General features: G+C 30.6%; 22 protein-coding genes. 13 read left to right on the top strand and 9 right to left on the bottom strand.

The annotated features are described in order from the left end of the window. Positions 1-10: 10 nt before the first annotated feature. The 6 genes from IM532_RS08075 to IM532_RS08050 all read right to left on the bottom strand — a co-directional run bounded on the left by IM532_RS08075 (position 11) and on the right by IM532_RS08050 (position 8,748). Entirely contained in the window at positions 11-931 is a 921-nt protein-coding gene (locus IM532_RS08075; RefSeq protein WP_194182958.1) for a T9SS type A sorting domain-containing protein, read from the bottom strand. 67 nt (positions 932-998) lie between these two features. Beyond that, on the bottom strand, positions 999-3,263 hold the full coding sequence (locus IM532_RS08070) for an NADP-dependent malic enzyme (RefSeq protein WP_194182957.1): 2,265 nt from the start codon (positions 3,261-3,263) through the stop codon (positions 999-1,001). Positions 3,264-3,469: 206 nt separating this feature from the next. Continuing rightward, positions 3,470-4,759, bottom strand: coding sequence for a glycosyltransferase (locus IM532_RS08065; protein ID WP_194182956.1), 1,290 nt, complete (start codon positions 4,757-4,759; stop codon positions 3,470-3,472). A 6-nt stretch (positions 4,760-4,765) separates the two neighbouring features. Beyond that, the gene (locus IM532_RS08060) at positions 4,766-7,414 is read right to left on the bottom strand and encodes a YfhO family protein (RefSeq protein WP_194182955.1); all 2,649 of its coding nucleotides are present in this window, start codon (positions 7,412-7,414) and stop codon (positions 4,766-4,768) included. After that, a complete protein-coding gene (locus IM532_RS08055) occupies positions 7,404-7,667 on the bottom strand; it encodes a hypothetical protein (RefSeq protein WP_194182954.1) in 264 nt (87 codons plus the stop codon). Before IM532_RS08055 ends, IM532_RS08060 begins: the two co-directional genes overlap by 11 nt. Before the next feature lie 4 nt (positions 7,668-7,671). Further along, positions 7,672-8,748, bottom strand: a complete 1,077-nt coding sequence (locus tag IM532_RS08050; protein WP_194182953.1) for a DUF6263 family protein — start codon at positions 8,746-8,748, stop codon at positions 7,672-7,674. Positions 8,749-9,067: 319 nt separating this feature from the next. Between IM532_RS08050 and IM532_RS08045 the strand changes: the two genes are divergently transcribed. Then, positions 9,068-9,892 carry a T9SS type A sorting domain-containing protein gene (locus IM532_RS08045; RefSeq protein ID WP_194182952.1) on the top strand — a complete coding sequence of 275 codons (825 nt, stop codon included), beginning with the start codon at positions 9,068-9,070 and terminating at the stop codon, positions 9,890-9,892. Between the two features lie 71 nt (positions 9,893-9,963). Here IM532_RS08045 and dnaK read toward each other — a convergent pair whose 3' ends face one another. Beyond that, positions 9,964-11,853 carry a molecular chaperone DnaK gene (gene dnaK / locus IM532_RS08040; protein WP_194182951.1) on the bottom strand — a complete coding sequence of 630 codons (1,890 nt, stop codon included), beginning with the start codon at positions 11,851-11,853 and terminating at the stop codon, positions 9,964-9,966. 249 nt (positions 11,854-12,102) lie between these two features. Further along, complete coding sequence (locus IM532_RS13820; protein ID WP_317172998.1) at positions 12,103-12,960, bottom strand: tRNA-binding protein; 858 nt, start codon at positions 12,958-12,960, stop codon at positions 12,103-12,105. Positions 12,961-13,023: 63 nt separating this feature from the next. Between IM532_RS13820 and IM532_RS08030 the strand changes: the two genes are divergently transcribed. The 11 genes from IM532_RS08030 (at position 13,024) to IM532_RS07980 (ending at position 23,339) form a co-directional block, all read left to right on the top strand. Then, positions 13,024-14,667 carry a M1 family metallopeptidase gene (locus tag IM532_RS08030; protein WP_194182950.1) on the top strand — a complete coding sequence of 548 codons (1,644 nt, stop codon included), beginning with the start codon at positions 13,024-13,026 and terminating at the stop codon, positions 14,665-14,667. Positions 14,668-14,725: 58 nt separating this feature from the next. Further along, a complete protein-coding gene (gene lnt, locus IM532_RS08025; protein ID WP_194182949.1) occupies positions 14,726-16,387 on the top strand; it encodes an apolipoprotein N-acyltransferase in 1,662 nt (553 codons plus the stop codon). 75 nt (positions 16,388-16,462) lie between these two features. After that, positions 16,463-16,699, top strand: a complete 237-nt coding sequence (gene rpmB / locus IM532_RS08020) for a 50S ribosomal protein L28 (protein ID WP_194182948.1) — start codon at positions 16,463-16,465, stop codon at positions 16,697-16,699. Positions 16,700-16,710: 11 nt separating this feature from the next. After that, the gene (gene rpmG / locus IM532_RS08015) at positions 16,711-16,893 is read left to right on the top strand and encodes a 50S ribosomal protein L33 (RefSeq protein ID WP_194182947.1); all 183 of its coding nucleotides are present in this window, start codon (positions 16,711-16,713) and stop codon (positions 16,891-16,893) included. 14 nt (positions 16,894-16,907) lie between these two features. Continuing rightward, the gene (locus tag IM532_RS08010; RefSeq protein ID WP_194182946.1) at positions 16,908-17,057 is read left to right on the top strand and encodes a DUF4295 domain-containing protein; all 150 of its coding nucleotides are present in this window, start codon (positions 16,908-16,910) and stop codon (positions 17,055-17,057) included. A 118-nt stretch (positions 17,058-17,175) separates the two neighbouring features. After that, entirely contained in the window at positions 17,176-18,138 is a 963-nt protein-coding gene (gene ftsY, locus IM532_RS08005; protein WP_194182945.1) for a signal recognition particle-docking protein FtsY, read from the top strand. Positions 18,139-18,330: 192 nt separating this feature from the next. After that, positions 18,331-18,525, top strand: coding sequence for a hypothetical protein (locus IM532_RS08000; RefSeq protein WP_194182944.1), 195 nt, complete (start codon positions 18,331-18,333; stop codon positions 18,523-18,525). Positions 18,526-18,581: 56 nt separating this feature from the next. Beyond that, entirely contained in the window at positions 18,582-19,403 is an 822-nt protein-coding gene (locus tag IM532_RS07995) for a GLPGLI family protein (protein WP_194182943.1), read from the top strand. A gap of 178 nt (positions 19,404-19,581) precedes the next feature. Beyond that, entirely contained in the window at positions 19,582-21,654 is a 2,073-nt protein-coding gene (locus IM532_RS07990; RefSeq protein ID WP_194182942.1) for a carboxypeptidase regulatory-like domain-containing protein, read from the top strand. Beyond that, positions 21,638-22,207 (top strand): hypothetical protein, encoded by a 570-nt coding sequence (locus IM532_RS07985; protein ID WP_194182941.1) that lies wholly within the window; start codon positions 21,638-21,640, stop codon positions 22,205-22,207. Before IM532_RS07990 ends, IM532_RS07985 begins: the two co-directional genes overlap by 17 nt. A gap of 94 nt (positions 22,208-22,301) precedes the next feature. Then, positions 22,302-23,339 (top strand): hypothetical protein, encoded by a 1,038-nt coding sequence (locus IM532_RS07980; RefSeq protein ID WP_194182940.1) that lies wholly within the window; start codon positions 22,302-22,304, stop codon positions 23,337-23,339. Positions 23,340-23,440: 101 nt separating this feature from the next. Here IM532_RS07980 and IM532_RS07975 read toward each other — a convergent pair whose 3' ends face one another. Continuing rightward, the gene (locus tag IM532_RS07975) at positions 23,441-24,505 is read right to left on the bottom strand and encodes an acyl-CoA reductase (protein ID WP_194182939.1); all 1,065 of its coding nucleotides are present in this window, start codon (positions 24,503-24,505) and stop codon (positions 23,441-23,443) included. 60 nt (positions 24,506-24,565) lie between these two features. Between IM532_RS07975 and IM532_RS07970 the strand changes: the two genes are divergently transcribed. Next, positions 24,566-24,916 carry a 4Fe-4S dicluster domain-containing protein gene (locus IM532_RS07970; RefSeq protein WP_194182938.1) on the top strand — a complete coding sequence of 117 codons (351 nt, stop codon included), beginning with the start codon at positions 24,566-24,568 and terminating at the stop codon, positions 24,914-24,916. The last annotated feature ends 71 nt before the right edge of the window (positions 24,917-24,987 follow it).

Raw genomic sequence — 24,987 nt, 5'->3', positions numbered from 1 at the left:
TTATATAAAGCTATTTTTTAATAAATTTTCGCGTCATTGTTTTTCCATCTTTAAAAGTGATTTTAGCAATATAATTCCCAGCGTTTAGAGTAGTTGTATTAATCTCCTTTAAGTTATGTGAAGAAGCCTCTAATTGACCTAAAATATTATATATTTCAATCTTTTTTATATGTTCAACTGTATTTATAAAAAGTTGGTTGTTTACAGGGTTGGGATAGATTGCAATATCATTTTTAATAATTTCTGAAGTATTTAATTCGATTTCGTTAATTTTAAAATTATCGTAGAAGGCATTTCCTCCATAATTGTTATGTAATAACGTTAGTCCTTTTATATCTACTTGAGAGAAGTTCGGTGTAGTATATATTAATGTGTTATTCAGAAAATATTTAATTTCATTTGAATTAACTTCTATTTTTATATTATTCCATTCATTTATTGGCCAATTTTCACCCGCATCTGCGTATCCAAAATCATAGTCTGCACTTGTAGTAATATAAATGTAGCCGCGATTTTCCATCCCAATTCCTACAACTGGTACAAATTCATTTGCAGAGTTGATACCATATAGGTTAAACTCGAAATCAGCACCATTACGTTGAGTTACATATACATCATAAGAAATACTAAATTGATCGTAATTATAAGGTGTTTCAAAAGTTTTACTCGCACCAAAAATAGCCATCCACTGTGAATTGTATTCAGATTGATGTCCATTTTTAAAAGAATATATTCCCTGGCTAGCCTTTTCATTAGTTATAATCTGATTAGTTAAGAAACCATCTTGTCCTTCAGTAACTTCCCAATCATTTTGTTCGTTTATTGTTCCTAAAGTGTATCCTTCATTTTCTTCAAATGATATATTTTCTTGTGCGTAAGATAGTGTGTTAGCCATTAATAGGCATAATGAGTAGTAAATGTTTTTATTCATATTAATTTAATTAAAGCGATAAAAATAAGCCTTTAGTTTTAAAGTAAAGGCTTTATTGTAAATTTAATTAATTTGTTTGTTGAGCATCTATTACTGCTATTGTAACCATATTGACAATCTCTCGAATACTACTGTCTAATTGGAGTAAATGAATAGGTTTATTCAATCCTATTAATATTGGTCCAACTGCTTCTATATTTCCTAATTCTTGTAATAATTTATAAGAAATATTAGCAGATTCTAGATTAGGAAATATTAATGTATTTGCATGTGTTCCGCTTAGTTTAGAAAATGGAAAGTTAGTTTCTAATTTGGTTTTATTTACAGCGAAATTTGCTTGGATATCTCCATCTACAATTACAGCAGGATGATTTTCATGTAAATAATTTACAGCTTTTTGAACTTTAGCCGGTGTTTCACCTTTATTAGATCCAAAGTTAGAATAAGATAGCATTCCAATTTTTGGAACTATTTTAAACTTCTTAACCGTTTCATTAATTTGTAAAGTAATACCTACTAATTCTTCTGTACTTGGGTTTAAATTAACTGTGGTATCTCCTAAAAATATAGGTCCTTTTTCAGTTAACATCATATACATACTTGCAACTTTTTGATGATCTTTAGAACCTATTAATTCTAAAGCTGGTCGTATAGCTTGTGAATAATTTTTAGTCATACCAGATATCATTGTATCAGCATACCCAAATTCTACCATACATGCTCCAAAGTAGTTTCTATCCTTTAATAGTTTTTTAGCATCAGTAACAGAAATTCCTTTTCTTTGACGTTTAGTATATACAAAATCTAAAAATTTCTTATATCTATCTGTTTCTTCTTCAGTGAAAGGGTCAATTATTTCGACACCGTCTAAATCTAACATATGATCTTTGATCATTTGTTCAATTTTTGATTTTTTCCCTAAAATTATAGGAGTTGCAATTTTTTCTTCTTTTACAATCTGAGCTGCACGTAAAATTTCGAAACGGTCACCTTCTGCAAATACAACTCGTTTTGGATTTGATTTCGCCGTTTGTGTTAAGTTACGCAAGATTGTACTTTCTTTACCAATACGTTTTATTAAAGAATTTTTATATTCTTCGAAATCAGTAATAATTTCTTTTGCAACGCCTGTTTCTATTGCTGCTTTTGCAACTGCAGCCGAAACTTCAGGTAATAATCTTGGGTCATTTGGTTTTGGTATAATGTAATCTTTTCCAAATTTTAAAGTGTGATTATTGTATGCTTGTACTACGACCTCTGGTACAGGAAGTTTAGCTAGTTCAGCAATTGCATGAACTGCTGCAATTTTCATTTCTTCGTTAATCGTAGTAGAACGTACATCTAATGCTCCTCTAAATATATATGGAAAGCCTAACACATTATTTACCTGATTTGGGTAATCTGATCGTCCTGTACCCATAATTAAATCTTGTCGAGTAGCTAAAGCGGTATCATAAGCAATTTCTGGATTTGGGTTTGCCATAGCCAAGACTATTGGATTATCAGCCATAGAATTCAACATATCAGGAGTCAGTACATCTGCAGCAGATAAACCAATAAATACATCAGCATCTTTTACTGCATCAGCTAATGCAGATATATCTCTTGCTGTAGCCCATTCTGCTTTTGACGGATCTAAATTTTCTCGATCTCTACGGATAACTCCTTTGCTATCCAACATTACAATATTTTCTTTAGTTGCTCCAACCGAAATATACATACCAGTACAAGATATGGCAGCAGCACCAGCACCATTTACTACAATTTTTACTTGTGAAATATCTTTTCCTTGTAACTCACATGCATTTATTAAAGCAGCTCCAGATATTATCGCAGTACCATGCTGATCGTCGTGCATTACCGGAATATTCATTTCGGCCTTTAATCTTCTTTCGATTTCAAAACATTCTGGTGCTTTAATATCTTCTAAATTAATTCCACCAAATGTAGGTTCCAATGCTTTTACAGTATTGATGAATTCATCTACATTCTTCGTATCTAATTCAATATCGAAAACATCTATATCCGCAAAAATTTTAAAAAGTAAACCCTTTCCTTCCATCACAGGTTTAGAAGCTAATGCACCAATATCTCCTAATCCCAAAACAGCTGTACCATTACTTATCACTGCAACAAGATTTCCTTTTGCAGTATATTTGTAAGCATTCTCTGGATCTTTTTCTATTTCTAGACAAGGTTCTGCTACACCTGGCGAATATGCTAATGATAAATCTCTTTGTGTATTGGTAGGTTTAGTAGGTACTACTGCAATTTTCCCAGGTTTACCCATCGAATGGTAATTCAATGCGTCACTTTTTCTGTTGTCGCTCATTTTAATTTGTAGTTTATATTTTTTCCAAATTAAAAATAAGAATTAAATGCTTAATCCGACTATGATAAATGTTATAAATTAATAATTTTAGCAACAATAATTTATGAAGCTGAAATTTTAATACGCTATAAATTGTCAACTCGATAATATAGTATCGTTAAAGTATTGATTTTTAACCAAAAAAAAATAGCCCTTATGGAGTAGGACTATTTTGATATTATTTGACTTAATTTCTCGGTTAAGTTACGACGATTAAACTTTATAACTTCTGATTGATCTGTTTCAAATTTATAATTTGGATCCGCTAACCATTTGTTATAATGTTGTAAAATAAACTTTTTAATATTTTCAGTTTCTTGATGATTAAAATAATATCCAGAATTTGTTTTTTCTAGAATCCTCTGTACATCTGCATTATCAGGTCCTATCGCTAGAATGGGATTGTTTGTAGCCATGTACTCAAATAATTTCCCAGGAATAATACCTTTAGAAGCTTCATTATTAAAGTTTGTTAGTACTAAAATATTAGCTTTATTGATTGAATTTAAAGATTCTTGATGTGACACATAACCATGAACTTTCAAATTATCATTTAAACCTAAATTTAAAATACTCTGTTTTACATCATCTGCCAAAGAACCATAAAAATTTAATTTTAAGTCTTGTTTAAAAGATGAATTTTGATTTATTAATACAGAAAGTGCTTGCCATAAAGCTAGTGGATTTCGAAGCATTTCTAATCCACCTGAATAAGTGATATTAAAGAAATCTGGATCTTTTTGGGTATCAATCTTTACTTCTTCAAACCCGTTGGTAATAACTTCAACTCTTTTAGCACCTATTTTTTTAAAGTTTTCTCCATCGGTATAACTTGTTGCTAAGACTAAATTAGATTTAGTCATTACTTCATGTTCAAGTTTGTCATGTTTTTTAGAAGCCCATGCTGTCAGTTTTAACTCTTTGTGATAACTGATTTGAGTCCATGGATCTCTAAAATCTGCAATCCAGTTTAAATTTGGAATTATTTTTTTTAATCCTAATCCAATAAGATGCATACTATGAGGCGGTCCAGAAGTAACAATAGTTTCGATCCCTTCTTGTTGTATATATTCTTTTAAAAATGCAATTGAAGGTTTAATCCAAAACTTTCTAGCATCAGGAATAAAAAAATTTCCTCTAATAAAAACTGATAATTTCGACATAAAAGATTGATTTTCTTTTTTTTCGAAATGCCCACCCTTGTATGCTTTATTTTTAGGATTTAATTTTTCTGCAAGCTGATAAGGTTCCCAAATAGAATTTTTAATTATTTTAACCTGAGGATTTATATCTTTTGCTAATGTATGATCTAAAATTGGGTAAGAAGGATTTTCAGGGATATAAACATGAGGTTTGTACCCAAAGTCTGGTAAATACTTAGTAAACTTCAACCATCTCTGAACACCAGGGCCTCCCGCAGGAGGCCAATAATAGGTGATAATTAATATTTTTTTCATTTCAAATTAAGCAACTGGAGCTCCTTCAGTTTTGAAATTATAATTTTCTTTTTTACACTTTTTGTATCCTAAGAATGTACCTCCTACAATTACTATAATTAGTAATGCATTAGAAACTAACATAATTGTTTTACCAGTTGTAATAACTTGTGGTTCGTAAGTAAAAACGATCTCATGTTGTCCTTTAGCGATTGGTAAAGCTCTTAAAATATAGTTTGCTTTTAAGATATCGACTTCTTTTCCATCCACTGAAGCTTTCCATCCGTGTGGATAATAAATTTCAGAAAATACAGCAATTTGATCCGTATTTGTTGAAGCTTTATACACCATTTTTGTAGGAGTATAAGAAGTTAATTGAATACTTGCAGTGCTATCAACAGCTACTTTTGGAAGGTTTTGTGCTATTTCATTTCTTAGAATAACTTGTTTGTCTAAATATGTATCGTTTAGTGCTAATATTTCTTCATTAGCATTATTTACGGATTTTACATTACCTACAAACCAAGCATTTCCAAATGCTGTAGGATTTAATTCAATTTTTGGTTCTTGAATATTTCCATGAATAATGTATTTTGTATTTAGCATGTTTAAAACATTGATCATTCCGCTTTCATCAGTAATTCCATATTGTTTTAAACGTTCATCTCCTGAAAAGTAAATATCAATAAGATCTTGGTATTTCCCCAATTTAGCGGCATGGTAACCACCAATAGAATTTACGAAAAATGAAGTTCCTGCATCATTAAAAGTACTTTGAGTGGTATTATAAACTCTAAACTGTGATTGATCTTTTTGTGCTAGATTAGATAATGCTTTATTTAATGGAACTTTATAAGCAATTTGTGCTACATTATTATTTGAGTTTGCTTCAGATTCTAGTTTTACAGATAATTCTGTTGGAAAAGGATTATCTACGATGTAACTAGAAACAAAATTATCATCGTTAAAATAGCGTTTGTTTACAGTGTATCCATCAAGTAATGCTAAAGCTCCAAGCGATAAAACAACAATAGTAGAATTTTTTATGTATTTTTTTTGATAGCTATATAGTAAAGCAAAAGTTAATAAAACAAAAATAATTGTACGAAGTGTATCACTTCTAAACATTGCTACACGGTCTGCTATAAGTGCATCATCTAATTGTTTTAGCATAGATTGCCAAAATCCTATTGCGTTTGGATTAGCTTCTCCAATTAGACTTAGAAATTGACTTGTGAAAGATGTATCATTTGAAGATTGGAAAGAGAAAATACCAGAGGCTCCTATATATAAAATAGCTAGAATACCTATGGTTGTACCACCAACAATTGTTAGCATCTTAGTTTTATGCTCAGCTGTATCATTTTCTTGGATAAAATAGTATACGGTTATAATAGCTAAAAGAGGCATAGTTAATTCTGCCATAACAAGTATAGATGATACAGCACGGAACTTATCGTACATCGGGAAATAGTCTACGAAAACATCCGTTAGAAACTGGAAATTCTTTCCCCATGCTAATAAAATACTCAGAATTGTTGCTGATAATAACCACCATTTATATTTCCCAAATCTTCCACGAACTAAAAATAATCCTAGTATAAATAAGAAAACTACAATAGCTCCTTGATAAGCTGGTCCTGAAGTACCAGGTTGTTCTCCCCAATATGTAGAGCGAGGTTGTTGTGCTAAAGCCTGAATAACTTGTTGGTTAAATTCATCATCGCCAACTTGTTGTGCTAAACTCTGTAATTGAGAATAATAATTTTTTAAATCTTCTTGTGTAGACATTGAAGAACCACCCATCAAATTAGGAATAAAAAGATTTAATGTTTCTAATTTTCCATAACTCCATTGTGTGATATAATCATGATCTAATCCGTCTGTATTAGTTTTTAACAAAGTCATTTCAGATTTACCGCGTGTAGTTTCTTTACTGTATTCATAAGTAGCTAGCAATCGTGATGCATTTAGCCCTAATGCTATTATACATGCCACAACGACTAATCCAGACGCTTTAAAGAATGCTGGAATCTGTTTTGTTTTTAAATCTGAATAGAATTGAAAAATTACAAAAACCAACATAACAAGAAACAGATAGAATGTCATTTGGATATGGTTGGCTTGCAATTGTAACCCCATGAAAAGTGTCGTTAACACAAAACCTGGAATATACTTTTTACGATAAAGTAATAAAATTCCTGCCACAAGAGGGGGGAAATAAGCAATTGTATGAACTTTTGCATTATGTCCCGCAGCAATTATAATAAAGAAATAAGCACCTACTGCAAAAAAAACTGATCCAGTAAGTGCATATTTCCATTTTTTAAATAGAGTTAATCCAAGAATAAAAAAACCTGAAAATAATAAAAAGATATAGTCTGCAGGCCTTGGTAAGAATCGAATTACTTTATCGATCCCTTTAATTAAATCAAAATCATATTGTGCACCTGTTTGGTAAGTAGGCATACCACCAAACATCGCATTAGACCAATAAACATGTTCATTGGTTTGCTCTTGATAAGTTAACATTTCTTCCGCACTTCCGCGATAATTAATAATGTCGGGTTGTATAATGGATTTTCCTGATAATACTGGTGCGCAATATATCAATGCTACAAGAGCAAAGAAAATGATGGAACCAAGGATGTAGAGTAAATTCTTGTTATTTTTCATTCTTTTCTTCGATTATTTCAAAATCTACGGTTTCTGCTTCAATGTTAAATTTTGATTTTTCTATTGGAATATTTTTTCTATCCTCAGATTCATACGACGACTCATTATAAGGATTTTGTTGTTGTCCCCCAAATTGCTGCGCTTGATCCATGGCATTTTTAAATGCATTTTTAATCGTTAATATTTTTCTTATAAAACGAAATACAAATAGGAAGATAATTCCTAATATAATAATCCAAATAATTGTTTTCATGTCTCTAATTTACCGATGTAGACGTCGTAACAGATTCTGTCATAGTTTGTTTTTGACCATTCATCTCCATTGTGCGCTTCATCGTCTCTTTTTTAGTTAAACTTACATTATTGATCCAACCTGATTGTGTGTCTATCAAAATTGTACCATTTACATCAGCATTCGCATTTGCACTCATTTTCATACCTTCTTGCGATTCAGATCCACTTAATTTTTGAGTACCTTTTACAGTAATCTTAGTATTCTTTGTATCAACATTCGCTAAAGTACGTGTTAAGTCTGTGCTTCCTTTCATTGGTCCTTGGTTTATATTTTGTTTATCAGACCAAGATTCGTTTAATTTTAATTTCTTATTAGGATAAATATTCATTGTTTCCTCAAATTGTGCTGAAATAGCTTCTTTATTCAAAGAGTTTTTAAGAATTTCACTAATAAATTTTTGTTCTTCTGCACTTAATTGATTTTTAACTGAATTTTCAATTTGTTTACGAATATTATCTAATCCATCTACAGCAATTACTTTTCCTTTTTGATCAATTTTCATTGTATATGGTTTACCAACCATTGCTTTATAAATATTCCAAGAAACCGCAACATCTTTATCTGCAGGTTTGCTAGAATTTGTATCATAAGAAATAGACTTTCCTGTAGGATCTGTCATTTTCTCACTATAATGTTTAGATTTCACTTCTAATGTATAAACTCCATCTTTGATATCTTTTACAGTATATTCAATAGATTTTTTACTTTCATTAGACATTTTTACATCTTGCTTTCCGTCAGAAGCAGAATGTGTTCCTTTAATTGTAAGGGTCAAAGGATACGTTTTTCCTTTTTCTAAATTATATCTAAAGTCATATTTGTCATCTTCACCTTTCTGAATCGCACTTACAGAATGTACTTCTAAAGGTTTAGCAACAGTATCATTTTGAATTTCTGTTTTTATAATTGTATCACCTGACTCAGAAACAACTAACTCTTGACCAGCTTCATTTTTTCCAACAACAACATCTGTTTTGTTATCTTTTTTACATGCAACAACAGTTAATAAAATAGCTGATGCTAAAAATATTTTTTTCATAGTTTCTTTTAATTCTAATTTTCTAAAGTTGGTGTTAAAGCCAAAATCAATCCAAAAATAATGATTAATATTCAATCTATACAGAATTCAATTAGGATTGTTGAAGAAGTAAAGTTTCAAAGCATTTAATTATATTGATAATCAAGGTCCTATTTTTAGTTTATGAAAGATAAAGCAAAAGTTTTGAAGTTTTAAAATTTATAAAAATACTATTAAAATTCATCCATTTTGAAATATATGTTCTAGTATATCATAAATAGTTCTTCTAATTTTATCTCTATTGATATCTATCAATTTATAAAATTAAAAAGAACCAATAATGAGAAAATTTACTTTTTTAGTAGGATTATTATGTAGTTTATGTGCCAATGCACAAATTAATGTTTTCGAGGATTTTGATTTTGAGTATAATGCTTGGGCTAATCCAGAATCGGGTATTGATCGTTTTGTAATTTCTACTCAATATTTTTGTGGAGGTACTAGCGCTGCTGGCGCTTTGTTAGGAACCATGTTAGGTCAATACGGTGTGGGACCAAAGTATATGTATTCTCCGATTATTTATGGAAATAATGGGCAAGATATACACATCAATTATTCTGTAATCATAGGAAAGGCAAATGCTACGTTAACAGCTCTTGAGCCAGTACCTGAAGATACAGATTGGGGATATTTTACTTTATCATATTCATTAGACCAAGGGACAACATGGAGAGAAATTCAGCATTTAAACTCTGATAATTTTATTTCAACTACAGATTGTACAACTTATGATTTAGTTATTCCATCTTCTGAGATAGAATCAGATACAAGTTTTATGTTGAAATATGAAGTAAACAGAAATGCAAGTTATAATGAGGTGTTGATTTCAGTTATAGATAATGTGTCTATACAACAACAAACTTTATCAATTAATGATGTGTCTAAAAAACAAGTTTCAGTTTATCCAAATCCAGCTACATCAGTATTAAATATTAGCTCTTCAGAAATAGTTAAAAAGGTAGAAATTTTTAATCAAACAGGAGAAGTGGTAAAGAAAATAAATCACTATAATAATATAAAAACTGTTGAGGTACAGGATTTACCAAAAGGTGTGTATATTTTAAAAATAAATGACGGAGATACACAGAAGTTTATAAAGAAATAATTTTAAAATTATAAGACTAAAAAAAGGCTACCAAATGGGTAGCCTTTTTTTATATTTAAAAGAATGTAATATTATTTAACTTCTTCGAAGTCTACATCTTCAACACCATCTGCTTTAGCATCTCCAGCACCTGGTTGAGCTTGAGCTCCTCCTTGTTGACCTTCGTTCATTGCAGCATAGATTTCTTCTGATGCAGCATTCCAAGCTGTGTTCAATTTCTCCATTGAAGCATCGATAGCTGTAATGTCTTCAGCAGCGTGAGCAGCTTTAACTTCAGTTAATGCATCTTCAATTGGTTGTTTTTTATCAGCTGGAATTTTTTCTCCATATTCAGATAATTGTTTTTCCGTTTGGAAAATTAATGCATCAGCAGCGTTGATTTTTTCAATCTTCGTTTTTGCTTCCTCATCTTTCGCAGCGTTATCTTTCGCTTCTTGTTTCATTCTTTCGATATCCGCTTCAGATAAACCAGAAGATGCCTCAATTTTGATTGATTGCTCTTTTCCAGTTCCTTTATCTTTTGCAGAAACACTTAATATACCATTCGCATCGATGTCAAAAGTAACTTCGATTTGTGGAACACCTCTTTGTGCTGGTGGAATATCAACTAAATCGAAATGTCCGATTTCTTTGTTATCATTGAATAAAGGACGCTCACCTTGACCAATTCTTAAAGTTACCGCTGGCTGATTATCTACCGCTGTAGAGAAAACCTCAGATTTCTTTGTAGGAATAGTTGTATTAGATTCGATTAATTTAGTGAAAACTCCACCTAAAGTTTCGATACCTAAAGATAATGGTGTAACGTCTAATAATAATACGTCTTTTACATCACCTGTTAATACACCTCCTTGGATAGCAGCTCCTACAGCAACAACCTCATCAGGATTAACTCCTTTAGATGGTTTTTTACCGAAGAATTTTTCTACTTCTTCTTGGATTTTAGGGATACGTGTAGATCCACCAACTAAGATAACTTCGTCAATATCAGAGATAGATAAACCAGCATCATTTAATGCTTTTTTACATGGCTCCATAGAACGACGTACTAAATCTTCAGTTAATTGATCAAATTTAGCGCGAGTTAAAGTCTGAACTAAGTGTTTAGGACCTGTTTCGTTTGCTGTAATATAAGGTAAGTTAATTTCTGTTTGTGCAGAAGAAGATAACTCGATTTTAGCTTTTTCAGCAGCTTCACGTAAACGTTGTAATGCCATTGCATCTTTCTTTAAATCTACATTTTCAGCAGCTTTAAATTCGTTTGCTAACCAGTCAATAATTGCATCATCAAAATCATCACCTCCTAAACGAGTATCTCCGTTTGTAGATAATACTTCAAATACACCATCTCCTAATTCTAAGATAGAGATATCAAATGTTCCTCCACCTAAATCATATACAGCGATTTTTTTATCAGATGTAGCTTTATCTAATCCGTAAGCTAATGCAGCAGCAGTAGGCTCATTGATGATACGCTCAACTTTTAAACCAGCAATTTCTCCAGCTTCTTTAGTTGCTTGACGTTGTGCGTCATTAAAGTAAGCAGGAACTGTAATTACGGCTCTTGTAACTTCTTGTCCTAAGTAATCTTCAGCAGTTTTCTTCATTTTTTGTAAAGTCATCGCTGAGATTTCTTGTGGAGTATACATACGACCATCAATTTCTACACGTGGTGTATCGTTATCTCCTTTTACAACATTATATGGAACACCTTCAGTATCTTGTGTATTGAATTTAGTTCCCATAAAACGTTTGATAGAATAAATCGTTTTGTGAGGGTTAGTAACGGCTTGACGTTTAGCTGAATCTCCGACTTTTCTTTCTCCTCCTTCAACGAATGCTACGATAGATGGAGTAGTTCTTTTTCCTTCTGCATTTGGGATTACTACTGGCTCGCTACCTTCCATTACAGAAACACAAGAGTTTGTAGTACCTAAATCAATTCCAATAATTTTGCTCATATTATTTTTATTCTTTTAATTAAAGATTCTTTTTTATACGTTTAAAATGTTCAAGATTAATTAAAAATCATAGAACGAATCTTTATAGACAATCTTTGTGCCAACTGATAATAAATGACAATCAATAATTAAATGATGTCATGTTGTCATATTTAGCCATAAAAAAGTATAAATATGCTTATTTCGTCGTTAAATGAACTACGAGTTTATGACATTTTAATATGTTTTAGAAGCACTTACATTACTTTATTAGCCAATTTTTGTCCCATTTTCTATTTTTCGTGCGGGATCTAACAAGATAATGTCTTGATTATTGCCAAGGACTCCAATCACAAAACATTCGCTCTTTAAAGTTTCTATTTCTTTGGAATTAAGATTAATTATCGCCATAATTTGTCTACCGATTAAATCTTCTTTTTTATATACGTCAGTTATTTTAGCTGAACTTTTTTTAATTCCTAATATTCCAAAATCAATTGTAAGTTGATAAGCTGGAGTATAACTTTCTTCAAAATCATTAACCTCTAATATAGTCCCTACACGTATATCAATTTTTTCAAAAACATTGTAATTTGTAACATCATCATTCAAGTTTTGATGAATGGGATGAGTTTCATTTAATATTTTTTGTAGTTGTATTTTTTCAACAGCATATTTTGCTTGTAATAAATCTGACATTCTATCATAATATGTCAAAGCTTTTTCAGCAAATTGTCGAATATAAAATTCATCAAGAGCCGGAATATTTTTAAATTTTTCATGAAAAATCATTTCTCTATATGCTTGCCATTCCCTTTCTTCTCTCGTTATGATTTGATTGTCTCCTGTGCGTTGATACACGTGATACATTTCGTGCATAAGTAGATTCGCAATCAAAGAAATATCAAAATCTAGAATATTTTTAGGGACTTTTATTGTAATTCCTGTCTCTTCAGTGCCTTCAGCAGTTAATAATAGTCCTTTAGGATTTAACTCGTCTCTGAAAGCAAATCCCACAAATTTAGGATGATGTAAATCGAATTGGAGTAAAATTTCTTGTAGAGCTTCTAGTGTTAAATTCCTTTTTTTAAGATTTTCTATTTTTATTATAAATTCAGGGTTAATCATAGTAGTATTTAAAGTTATATATCAAATATATAATCTTATTTTTGATAAGTTTTTAACAATGCTATGAAGATATTAATACTAATTCTGAGTGTATTTGCCATTCAAGCGCAAGCTCAAATTTTAAACAATAAAGGCGAATTTACTTCTCAAGATACGCTGAGAGGATCTAATACGTCTTATAGAGATTGGTGGGATGTACAACATTATAAAATTTCTGTAGAACCTGATTTTAAAACAAAATCTATTAAAGGAACTACAATTATAAATTTTGATGTAGTTAAAGAATCACCCAACAATATTCTGCAAATTGATTTACAGCAACCTATGGAGATTACTTCCGCAGAAATTAATAAAAAACAAATAAAGGCTTGGGCTACAGATGGAAATGTTATTTTTTTAAATGTTGGTAAAAAAATCAAGCAAAAAGGAAACGAGCTGAAATTAGAATTTGAAGGAACGCCAAAAGAAGCAGTAAATGCACCTTGGGATGGAGGTTGGATTTTCAAAAAAGACGAGAAGGGCAGAGAATGGATGTCAGTAGCATGCCAAGGAATTGGTGCCAGCGTTTGGTATCCTAATAAAGATTATTTAGGAGATGAACCAAATAGAGGAATGGATTTAGAAATTATTGTTCCAAACGATTTGGTTGGAGTTGGAAATGGGCGATTAGTCAGTCAAAGAAAGATAAAAAATAAAACCGCTTATACATGGCGAGTTACTAATCCAATCAACAATTACAACATTATACCTTATATAGGTAAATACGTAAACTTTAAAGATACTTACCAAGGAGAAAAAGGTGAACTTGATTTAGATTATTATGTATTAGATTATAATTTAGAGAAAGCCCAACATCAATTTGAGCAAGCAAAGTCGATGTTAAAAAGTTTTGAATATTGGTTTGGTCCATATCCATTCTACGAAGATTCTTTCAAAATGGTTGAAAGCCCGCATCTGGGAATGGAGCATCAATCTGCAATTGCTTATGGAAACAAATTTGAGAATGGATATTTGGGTCGAGATTTATCTAACTCAGGTTGGGGGCTAAAATGGGATTTTATCATTGTACATGAAGCTGGACACGAATGGTTTGGGAATAATATTACTAATAAAGATGTTGCAGATATGTGGATTCATGAATCATTTACATCCTACTCAGAATCACTTTATACAGAATCACTCTACGGGAAAAAAGCAGGAGCAGAGTATCTACGTGGCACACGTATGTCTATAGCAAATGAAAAACCTATAATTGGTATATACGGAGTTAACCAAGAAGGTCCTGGAGATATGTATAATAAAGGTGCAAATATGATTCATACTTTGAGAACATGGTTAAATGATGATGTGAAATTTAGAGAAATTCTTAGAGGATTAAATAAAGAATTTTACCATCAGACGGTTACTACACAACAAATTGAACAGTATATTTCAAAACATGCTGGATTGGATTTGAAAGCCTTTTTTGATCAATACCTAAGAACTAAGAACGTACCAGTTTTAGAATTAAAAAAGGAGGGAGAATACTATCTTTATAGATATGTAGATATTGTTGATGATTTTGCGATGCCTTTACAAATAGAAAACAGTGAGCTAATATTATATCCTACAAAAGAATGGAAAAAATTGAAAGATGCTTCTTTTAAAACATCTTTTGATATAAATCCAGATCCTAATTATTATATCCATACAATTGTAATTAAATAAATCTGAATTAGAAATAAAAATCATCATTTTCTATAGAATGAAATTATAAATTTGTAACATGAAAAAATATATTGCATATGCAATAATCTCAGGATTATTGTTATCAGCAGGTTGGCCATCACATGGTTTTCCATTGTTATTATTTTTTGGATTTGTGCCTTTAATGCTGGCAGAGCATCAAATAACACAACGAGCACAGTACAAGAAAAAAGCACGTAAGGTTTTCGGGTTATCCTATCTTACATTTTTTATTTGGAACGCCATAGTTATTTGGTGGCTACACTATGCGCAACAAGCAGATGCAAATGGTGATTTTCATAATTCTTGGATTTCATATGCTATTCCTGTTGTATTTAATTCACTTTTTATGTCCATTGTTTTCCAATTGTATCATTGGGTAAAGAAAAAAGCAGGGAATATATATGGTTTAATTTTTCTTCCTGCAGTGTGGATGTCTTTTGAAAAATTACATCTTAACTGGGAATTAACATGGCCATGGTTTAACTTAGGTAATGGTTTTGCTAAGTTTTATGAGTGGGTACAGTGGTATGAATTTACAGGAACATTTGGAGGAACCTTGTGGATTTGGTTAGTTAACATTGTAGCATTTTATTATATCACAGCATATATAAATAAGAAAGAGTTTAAATATGTGAACAAATTAGGAATTTATGTAATTCCTATGATTGCTATACCTATTGGGATATCTTATATAATGTATGCAACACATGAAGAGAAGGGAGAACCACTTCATGCGTTAGTTATTCAGCCAGATTTAGATCCATACACAGAAAAATATGAAAAAGGAGGTTTAGAAATTTATGATGAAATAAAAGCTTTAGCTTTAAAAAATATCAAACCGGAAACACAATTTATTGTAGCACCAGAAACAGCAATTCCGGGATCATCTTCCTTGGTATTTGATAACATGTATAATGATTTAATCATTAATGATATCAAAGAATGGACTGCTCAAAAAAAGGATTTAAATTTTGTTTCTGGAGCTTCTATCATCAGAATATACCCAATGTCTAGTTTAGCAACAGAAACAGCGTCAGTATCTCAGGATGGTCTTATGTGGTATGATTCGTTTAATTCGGCATTACAAGTCAATTCTAACGATTCTATCTCAGTGTATCATAAATCTAAATTAGTACCAGGAGTAGAAAATTTTCCATATCGTAACATTTTAATGCCAATTATTGGAGAATTTATGCTTAACTTTGGCGGCACAACAAAAACGTTAGGTACACAACCTAATCGATCTGTTTTTAATAATAAAACAAACGACGCTTCTGTTGCTCCTGTAATATGTTACGAATCTATTTATGGCGAGTATGTGGCAGAATATGTGAGAGCTGGTTCGAATGTTTTATTCACGATGACCAATGATTCTTGGTGGGGCTACACCGATGGACATCGTCAATTACTATTATATGGTAATCTAAGAGCCATTGAAAACAGACGCGCTATTGTTCGATCAGCAAACTCCGGAGTTTCCGGTTTCGTGAATCAGCGAGGAGATATCATGAAATCTATTCCATATGGAGAGCAAGGTGCCCTAAACGGTACTGTATTGATGAATAGTGATTTAACGTTTTATTCGAAGTATGGTGATTATTTAGCGAGAATAGCTTTAATGGTAATGGGAATTATCTTAGCTTATACTTTCGCTCAGAAGTTACTATACAAGCCGAGTACAAAAAAAATTAATAAATAATAACCTAAAAGAGTTGCTTAAGTAATTTATATTTTATTACTTTGCACTCCGTTTAAAATAAGACAAGAAAAGGAAATGTCAAAAATTTGTCAAATTACAGGTAAGAAAAGATTAGTTGGGAACAATGTTTCTCATGCTAACAACAAAACAAAGCGCACATTTGAGGTGAATTTGTTCTCAAAGAAATTTTTTATGCCAGAAGCTGGTGAGTGGATTAATTTAAAAGTTTCTGCACACGGTTTAAAAACTATCAACAAATTAGGAGTTGATGAGGCTGTTAGACGTGCACGTAAAGAAGGTTTAATCAAATAATTTAGGACACCATGGCTAAAAAAGGAAACAGAGTACAGGTTATCTTAGAATGTACAGAACATAAAGAAAGTGGTATGCCAGGAATGTCTCGCTACATCACTACGAAAAACAAGAAAAATACTCCAGACCGTATTGAATTAAAAAAATTCAATCCAGTTTTAAGAAAGTATACAGTTCACAAGGAGATTAAATAATAAAACTTTAGACGATGGCAAAGAAAACCGTAGCAACATTACAAACAGGGTCAAAGAAAATGACTAAAGTAATTAGAATGGTAAGATCTCCAAAATCTGGGGCTTACGTATTCGTTGAAAAAGTAGTAAATGCTGAAGAAGTAGATTCTTTCTTTGCGAAATAATATTTTGGCATTACTTACACTATAATATAATAAGAGCTGCTCTATCACATAGAGCAGCTTTTTTTATTCCTCTAATTTATTGTATCTTCGTACAAAATTTAAGATAAATTAACTTTTAATGAGTTGGTTCAAAAAGATATTAGGTAAAGAAAACAAAGAAAAGTTAGATGAAGGATTAGAAAAATCTAGTTCATCTTTCTTTGATAAAATCTCTCGTGCTGTTGTTGGTAAATCCAAAGTAGATGAGGAGGTTTTAGATGATTTAGAAGAAGTGTTAATTTCTTCTGATGTAGGTGTTGAAACTACCATCAAAATTATTAAACGTATTGAAGAACGTGTAGCACGTGATAAGTATGTTTCTACTTCTGAATTAGATAAAATCTTACGAGAAGAAATAGCATCATTATTATCTGAAAATAACGTTGAAGATTCGGTTGGATTTTCAATTCCAAAGAAAAACGTTCCGTATGTAATTATGGTCGTGGGAGTAAATGGAGTAGGAAAAACAACAACAATCGGTAAATTAGCTTCACAATTTAAAGCACAAGGTTTAAAAGTTGTATTAGGAGCAGCAGATACATTCCGTGCAGCAGCAGTTGATCAATTAGTGATTTGGGCTGATCGTGCTGGTGTACCAATTGTAAAACAAGCGATGGGATCTGATCCTGCATCGGTAGCATTTGATACTATCCAATCAGCAGTTGCGCAAAATGCAGATGTTGTCTTAATTGATACAGCAGGACGTTTACACAACAAAGTTAATTTAATGAACGAGTTGTCTAAGATAAAACGTGTGATGCAAAAAGTTATTCCAGATGCGCCTCACGAAGTGATGTTGGTATTAGATGGCTCTACAGGTCAAAACGCTTTTGAGCAAGCCAAACAATTTACACAAGCAACAGAAGTTTCTTCGTTAGCAGTGACTAAATTAGATGGTACTGCAAAAGGTGGTGTAGTCATCGGAATTTCGGATCAATTCAATATTCCAGTAAAATACATTGGTGTTGGAGAAGGAATTAATGATTTACAAGCCTTTAATAAAATGGAGTTTGTGGATTCATTCTTTAAAAGAGTAAAATAAGTTTTTTAAGACTTTTATATAGTTAAAGCTTCCTTTTGGGAAGCTTTTTTTATGTTTAATTTATTCGCTTTTAATTGATTAAGATCATAAATATTTGTATATTATTATTGAAGTAATTAGCGTTAATGAGACAATTATAGGTTGCAAACTATAATTAATTATTGAATTTAAATTACTAAACAAACGAAAAAAATGGTATTAGCAAGTGCTTTCGCACTTATCGGAACTTTAGCTTTTGGTCAAAACCGTACATGTAGTTCAGTTAAAAATGATTGTGGTATTGCACTTATATTATGTTGGTATGGAGAATTAGATCCAGATAAAGCTAAAGAGGCTGCCAGTAAAGCATGTGAAGAAGAACAGGAAGCACCTACAGATGGTGAATAATAATTAATTTAATAGTCTTGTTATATTAATAACAGGACTATTATAATAGAAATCTCATGAAAATAATAATTTCCCTACTCCTTTTGGTAAGTAGTCATTTCCTTTCAGCTCAATTTTTTGAATTTAATTATTTATACAATTTTAAAAAAGATAGTTTAAGTAAAAAAAACTATTCAGAAATTGTTAGTGTTCTAGTCAATAATAATGGAAGATTTTATAGAGCTCAAAACAGAATTATTTCAGATTCTATAGCTTATACCAAAAACATTAAATATACTCATCCAAATGAATTAATTAATTCAACTGAAAGTTATACTTCTCGGGTTGATAATGTGACTATAGAAATGGATCTCAATACAATGAAGAAAAAAAAATGGATTTTTACATTTGATAAGGCAGTAGCAAATGTAGATGATCTAATTCTTCCAAAGTGGTCTTTAACTAATGATACAATCCATCACCAGCATCGTATTTTAAAAAAAGCGGTTACAAAATATTTAAATAGAGAATGGATTGCATATTATACAGAAGAAATTCCGATGCAAATAGCACCTTACACATTTTACGGATTACCAGGAGCAATCGTTTTATTAGAAGACCAAAATAAAATTTTTCAATTTGAATTGATCAATTATAAAATGAAACCTAATCTGGATAATTTTTATGAGACTGGAATTTCTTTTAGAAGAAAAGGTGATTTTGAGTTTTTATCTTCAAAAGAACTATTTAAATACGGTAATATTCTATTGAATAATTCGCCTCAATTATTAATGAATGCAGGATTACAACTAGAGGAAGAGAAGGTGAAAAAAATGGAGGAGAATCATAAAAAAAGGAAATATATTTTTTTAGATCCATCTCTACCTTTTATATTATAAATTGAAACCTATGATTAGAATTTTATCCTGTTATTTTTGATGACCTCATCAATTGTATAAAGTGACCTGAGATATTAACTACAAAACTGATTCTTTCTTTCAAAATGATTGGACTTGAAAAAAGTAAACTTGCATATAGAAAAAGATTTAAATATGACATTCTAAAAAAAAGATAAATTTGAAGCCACAATTAACACTATTATTTTTTATTCTTGCCCATGTTATTTTTGCTCAGTTAAAAATTTCAGGAACCATCATCAACGAAAAGGGAGAACCTGTTGCAGGCGCTAGTGTCATCTTATCGCCTAACGAAGAAGACAAAACGTTGGTATATAGTATTACTAAATCGGATGGTAAATTTTCGTTAGAAATAAAGGAAACGGTATACGATATGTACGAGGTAAAAGTTCGTGCTATGAATTATGCCTTTACTTCCGAATTAGTGAATGAATCTACTTCTGATTTTAATTTTACGCTACAAGAAAAAGCTATCGAGTTAAAAGAAGTTAATATAAAACAACCCGCAATTCGTAAAAAAGGCGACACTATTGCTTACGATGTTACCAACTTTAAAGATATACAAGATCGTACAATTGCAGATGTCATTAAGAAAATGCCAGGGATAGAAATCGAATCTTCTGGTCGAATTTTGTACCAAGGAGAACCGATCAACAAATACTATATTGAAGGAATGGATCTTTTGGGTGGAAAATATGCCTTGGCAAACGAAAACTTATCGGCCGATGCGGTAGATAAAGTTCAGATTTTAGAAAATCATCAACCCATTAAAATGTTAGATAGTTTGGTTGTCAGTTCTAAGGCAGCGCTAAACATCAAATTAAAAAATAAGATAACATATTCAGGTAAAGCTGAAATTGGTTTAGGAGTTTCGCCTGTACTTTATCAAGCTAATGTAACGCCAATGTTGTTTACGAAAAAACAACAAATGATTGGTTCTTACCAAGCCAACAATAGAGGAGAAGATGTGACGAAACAATTGGCTATTTTATCATTCGAAGATTTAATCAATAATTCAGAGCGTTTTTCTAACGAAGGTTGGTTAGGTATTTCAGGAGTTCAAACACCAAATTTTAATGAAAAAAGGTGGCTGAACAATTCAGTTCAGTTGGGAAGCTGGAACCATTTATACAAATTAGATAAAGAGTTAGATTTACGTTTTAATCTGTCGTATACCAACGATTATCAAAAACGAATGGGCGAAAGTTCCACACAATATTTTCTGCCCACAGGAAATATTGTGCTTAATGAACAAAAACGAAATCATATACAAACCGAAGATTTTGTAGCGAAAGCCACTTTATTACGCAACAGTTCGGATAATTTTTTGCAAAACGAATTAGAATTTAAAGGAACTTGGAATCGTCGTCATGGTTATTTGAAACGAGAAGATGAATTAATTGATCAAGTTTTGCAAAAACCTAATCAGGAATTGGCTAATAATTTCAAGATCATTAAGAAAGTAGGGAAACAATTAGTTAATTTTCGATCGTTATTTTCATACAAAGATTATCAAGAAGAATTAGCCATTACTCCAGGTGTTTTTACGGAATTCATTAATAATAATCAATCTTATCAACATGCTTATCAACGGGTGAATTTTAATAAATTCAATACAAATAATTTTATCGAATTTACTAAAGGAATAAAAGCATTTTCGATGCATTCGAAACTTGGATTTAGTTATATCAATCAAACGATGGAAAGTAGACTTTATGCCAATCAAATCATGGCAGGAGAAAATTTTTCAAATGATGTGAATTGGTCAAAATTTAATTATTATTGGGAGAATCGCTTCGAATATAAAAAAGGAAATTTCAGAACAACATTGGCTGTACCGATTGAAATGAACCACTTGAAATTACAAACAATTTCTAAAAAGGATCAATTGAATCGTTTATTTGTTAATCCAAATTTATTTTTGTCGTACAAAATATCTAATTTTTGGGAACTGCGAGCGAGTAATGCATTTAAACAAAGTTTAGGAAGTTTAGGAAGTCTTCATGAAAATTATATGTTATACAATTACAATTCGATTCAACAACGAGATGGAAAATTAAACGAACGTGATTCATGGAATTCATCGATAATAGCGGAATATAAGAATGCAATAAAAGCAAGATTTGTAAATTTTGGCTATAATTATTCGTGGACAGAAAATACGTTGCTTAATAATTATCTATACAATGCAGACGCCAGTACAATTTTACAGGTTGTTGAAAAGAAAGAATAATCAGGTTTCTCATGGATTAAATGCAAAATTTAGTCAATATTTTTCCAAAACTAAATTTAATTTAGAAGTTGGAATTCATCAGCAATGGATGGCTCATGCTCAATTGTTAAATAATAATTTTATTCAAGTTAAAAATGAATTAACAAGTATTCATGCAGAAATAAAATACAGAAAAATAAGTTGGTTAACGTTAGAGTATAAATACAATTGGTTGAATTATATTAATAATGTAGATAATCAATCTACAAGAAAAATAATCAATCAAGAACATCACTTCGGTTTACATATTTTTCCAGCAAAACGTCATTACATTAAATTGAATATAGATGCATTTATAAATGATGACTCTAAATCAAATCCAAATTCATTTTTTGGGGATTTAATGTATCGATATACCTTAAAGAAAAAGAAAATCGATTTCGAATTGTCGGCTTATAATGTATTCAATGAAAAATTTTATTTTCAAAATACATTAAGCTCATATTATGAAATGCGATACCAGTATCAATTACGCCCAACGCAAATTATGTTAACAACTCGATTCACATTTTAAAAAATTGGTTAAAATAAAAGAAAACCTCCTATTAGGAGGCTTTTTTTTTCCTTAAAATTAGAAATTTTTCGTTACGAATTCTTATCTTAAATAAATGAACTATTTACAATTCATTTTCATCATTATAACTGCTTGTTGTAATGCTCAACAAATCAATATTAAAGTGGTGGATTATGTTACGAATCAACCATTAAAGCAAGCTGATTTGTATTTTATGCATTCTACAAAATATTTTAGTACTAATAACGAAGGCAAAGTAAATATAGACTTATCTGGTATTGATAAGCAGGATGAAATGTTTGTGGCGATGAAAGATTATCAAAACGCTTCAATCAGTTTAAGTAATATACAATCAGAATTAACGATTAAATTAGAAAAAGTAGAAGAAATCAAACTAAGTGAAGCTTTTCTAACGAACTTAAGAGTAGAAGATATTTTAAAAAATGTGATTAGAAATTATAATGCTAATTATAATGTAGATAAGTATTACTTTTTGGTTGATTTAGTTCAAGATTTTAAGATGGATACATTATATTATAATTCGATCAATCTTAATTTGCAATTGAAATTTGATAAAGGAAAAGTTAAAGCAAAATCCAGCGGAATAGTAAAGGATAGACTTGTTAAAGGTAATGCACCAGTTCAGTTGTCTTTTGTTACGTCAGACTATTTTAAAAACTTATACATTTTAGATGCAATCAAATCTACATACAATCAAGTTTTACGAAATCAATATAAATTAAGCGAATTAAAAAAAACGGTGTATGCTGACAAAGAAATGTTTGAGATTTTTTTAGATAATGGTATTAATGATAGAACGTATTTTTTAATTGATAGGAAAACATTTTCTGTTGTTGAATATCAATTGAACTTAAATAATATTGTTCAAACCAATAAAAATACACTTTTAGAAAGGTTCGGTATAATTTCTATTAAATATCGTCCTTATGAAAATTCCTGGGTATTAAAAGAATCTGAAGTGAGTTTTAAAATGAATCTAAAAGATGTAAATAGACCAGATTTACCAATTGATTTTATGCATAAAATTTCAACTTGGAATTTCTCTGAAAAACCTTTCCAATTTTTTAATAAAACAATCGATTTGGACAGTAATTTCCATGACATTTTTTAAAACTATTCATTCCTTTTTTCCGCATGAGAGTTTAATTGTCATCCTAGTGTTGTTTAAGAACATTCATATAATAAAAAAACCTCCAATTGGAGGTTTTTAAGTTATATCTCTGCTAAGAATTTTAAGGTATCAATGTTATCCGCATAATCTGTTAATGTTGGTGTTTGGGTTTTCCCAAATTCAACATAGTTTGGATTATCTTTCATATCATGTCCAACTACGCACTGGATTTGATCTGTGTTTTCCTTTAAAAAATCTTTTACTTTATTTACATCATCATAAAATTCATAATTAATGACAGCGATAGGAGAATGTAAATTTTCATCATACTTTAAAAGAACAAAATTATTATCTAAAAATTTATCTTGACCTAATAAGTATATTGCTCGATTATAATCATAATTGTTGGCGTATTTAGGATGATTAATAACCTTTACACCCCAATCATAAATACTTTCAAAAAATGGATGGATTTGTTCTTCTGATTTAAAATATACTTTAGTAATATTACGACATCCTAAACCAAAATACATAAACATATCGTTTCCTAAAGCTTTTAATTCTTCTGGAGTTTCTGTTCCATTTAAAACAGCTACCGAAGTTCTGTTTTTACGAATAATATTAGGAACTTTAGAAAAATATTGTTCAAAATAACGAGCTGTGTTATTACTCCCTGTTGCAATTACAGCATCAAAATCTTTTAGACGATCAATGATTTTAAGAACATCTTTAAAATCTTCATTTATTGTGTATAAGTATTTAACAATAAATTTCATCAACTTATCATCCTTAGAAGATGTTTTAATTAAAGCGGTATGATCTGCTAAAACTACTGCCAACAAATCGTGAAAACCAACTAATGGAAGATTTCCTGCCATGATAATTCCTACATTTTTATCAGTAGGTTTAAAATTGTAAGGAGCAATCCATTGTGATAAGCTTTCTGTCGTTAGAGCTTCAGACCAATTGCTTAACGCGAAAAAAACATTTTCTTTTGTAAACCAATTATTATAAGCTTCTGCATCCTTTACAGCATATTCAATTTCTTCATCTAAAGCTTTAAATTTTTCGTGTAATTCTATTGACGTAGGTTGAACGTTATTTGTAATATATTTAAATAGTTGAGATAATTCATTAAATGCTGAAATCCTTTGTTCAATTGTCATGATTCTAAAAATAAAATGTAATTTTGTAAGTACAAATGTAGGAATTAAAAAACAGATAGAATGGCAATTATTATAACAGATGAATGTATAAATTGTGGTGCTTGTGAACCAGAATGTCCAAACAACGCAATTTATGAAGCTGCTGTAGATTGGAAATATTCTGAAGGAACATCTTTATCAGGTTCTATTGTTAATATTGACGGGATAGAATATGATGCTGATGGAGTACAAGATCCAGTAAGTGATGAAGTTTATTACATTGTTCCTGATAAATGTACGGAGTGTAAAGGTTTCCACGAAGAACCACAATGTGCTGCGGTTTGTCCGGTAGATTGTTGTGTACCAGATGACGCTCACGTAGAAAGTGAAGAACGTTTATTATCTAAGAAAGCTTTCTTACACGCAGAATAAATCTTATTTTAAAACATATAAAAAAATCCCTTCCTTTTATGGAAGGGATTTTTTTATTGCATATAATCTAT

Source organism: Faecalibacter rhinopitheci (genome assembly GCF_015234135.1).
Taxonomy (GTDB): Bacteria; Bacteroidota; Bacteroidia; order Flavobacteriales; family Weeksellaceae; genus Empedobacter; species Empedobacter rhinopitheci.
The sequence above is the reverse complement of the archived record's forward strand: the minus strand, read 5'-3'. Positions and strand labels throughout refer to the sequence as shown.

Bases quoted from the DNA above. Each gene is read 5' to 3' on its own strand.
- IM532_RS08065 (WP_194182956.1), bottom strand. From the start codon at position 4,759: ATGAAAAAAATATTAATTATCACCTATTATTGGCCTCCTGCGGGAGGC.
- lnt (WP_194182949.1), top strand. From the start codon at position 14,726: ATGAAAAAATATATTGCATATGCAATAATCTCAGGATTATTGTTATCA.
- ftsY (WP_194182945.1), top strand. From the start codon at position 17,176: ATGAGTTGGTTCAAAAAGATATTAGGTAAAGAAAACAAAGAAAAGTTA.
- IM532_RS07975 (WP_194182939.1), bottom strand. From the start codon at position 24,505: ATGACAATTGAACAAAGGATTTCAGCATTTAATGAATTATCTCAACTA.
- rpmG (WP_194182947.1), top strand. From the start codon at position 16,711: ATGGCTAAAAAAGGAAACAGAGTACAGGTTATCTTAGAATGTACAGAA.
- IM532_RS07970 (WP_194182938.1), top strand. From the start codon at position 24,566: ATGGCAATTATTATAACAGATGAATGTATAAATTGTGGTGCTTGTGAA.
- IM532_RS08045 (WP_194182952.1), top strand. From the start codon at position 9,068: ATGAGAAAATTTACTTTTTTAGTAGGATTATTATGTAGTTTATGTGCC.
- IM532_RS08010 (WP_194182946.1), top strand. From the start codon at position 16,908: ATGGCAAAGAAAACCGTAGCAACATTACAAACAGGGTCAAAGAAAATG.
- IM532_RS08055 (WP_194182954.1), bottom strand. From the start codon at position 7,667: ATGAAAACAATTATTTGGATTATTATATTAGGAATTATCTTCCTATTT.
- IM532_RS07995 (WP_194182943.1), top strand. From the start codon at position 18,582: ATGAAAATAATAATTTCCCTACTCCTTTTGGTAAGTAGTCATTTCCTT.
- IM532_RS07980 (WP_194182940.1), top strand. From the start codon at position 22,302: ATGAACTATTTACAATTCATTTTCATCATTATAACTGCTTGTTGTAAT.
- IM532_RS13820 (WP_317172998.1), bottom strand. From the start codon at position 12,960: ATGATTAACCCTGAATTTATAATAAAAATAGAAAATCTTAAAAAAAGG.
- IM532_RS08050 (WP_194182953.1), bottom strand. From the start codon at position 8,748: ATGAAAAAAATATTTTTAGCATCAGCTATTTTATTAACTGTTGTTGCA.
- IM532_RS08070 (WP_194182957.1), bottom strand. From the start codon at position 3,263: ATGAGCGACAACAGAAAAAGTGACGCATTGAATTACCATTCGATGGGT.
- dnaK (WP_194182951.1), bottom strand. From the start codon at position 11,853: ATGAGCAAAATTATTGGAATTGATTTAGGTACTACAAACTCTTGTGTT.
- rpmB (WP_194182948.1), top strand. From the start codon at position 16,463: ATGTCAAAAATTTGTCAAATTACAGGTAAGAAAAGATTAGTTGGGAAC.
- IM532_RS08030 (WP_194182950.1), top strand. From the start codon at position 13,024: ATGAAGATATTAATACTAATTCTGAGTGTATTTGCCATTCAAGCGCAA.
- IM532_RS08060 (WP_194182955.1), bottom strand. From the start codon at position 7,414: ATGAAAAATAACAAGAATTTACTCTACATCCTTGGTTCCATCATTTTC.
- IM532_RS08000 (WP_194182944.1), top strand. From the start codon at position 18,331: ATGGTATTAGCAAGTGCTTTCGCACTTATCGGAACTTTAGCTTTTGGT.
- IM532_RS08075 (WP_194182958.1), bottom strand. From the start codon at position 931: ATGAATAAAAACATTTACTACTCATTATGCCTATTAATGGCTAACACA.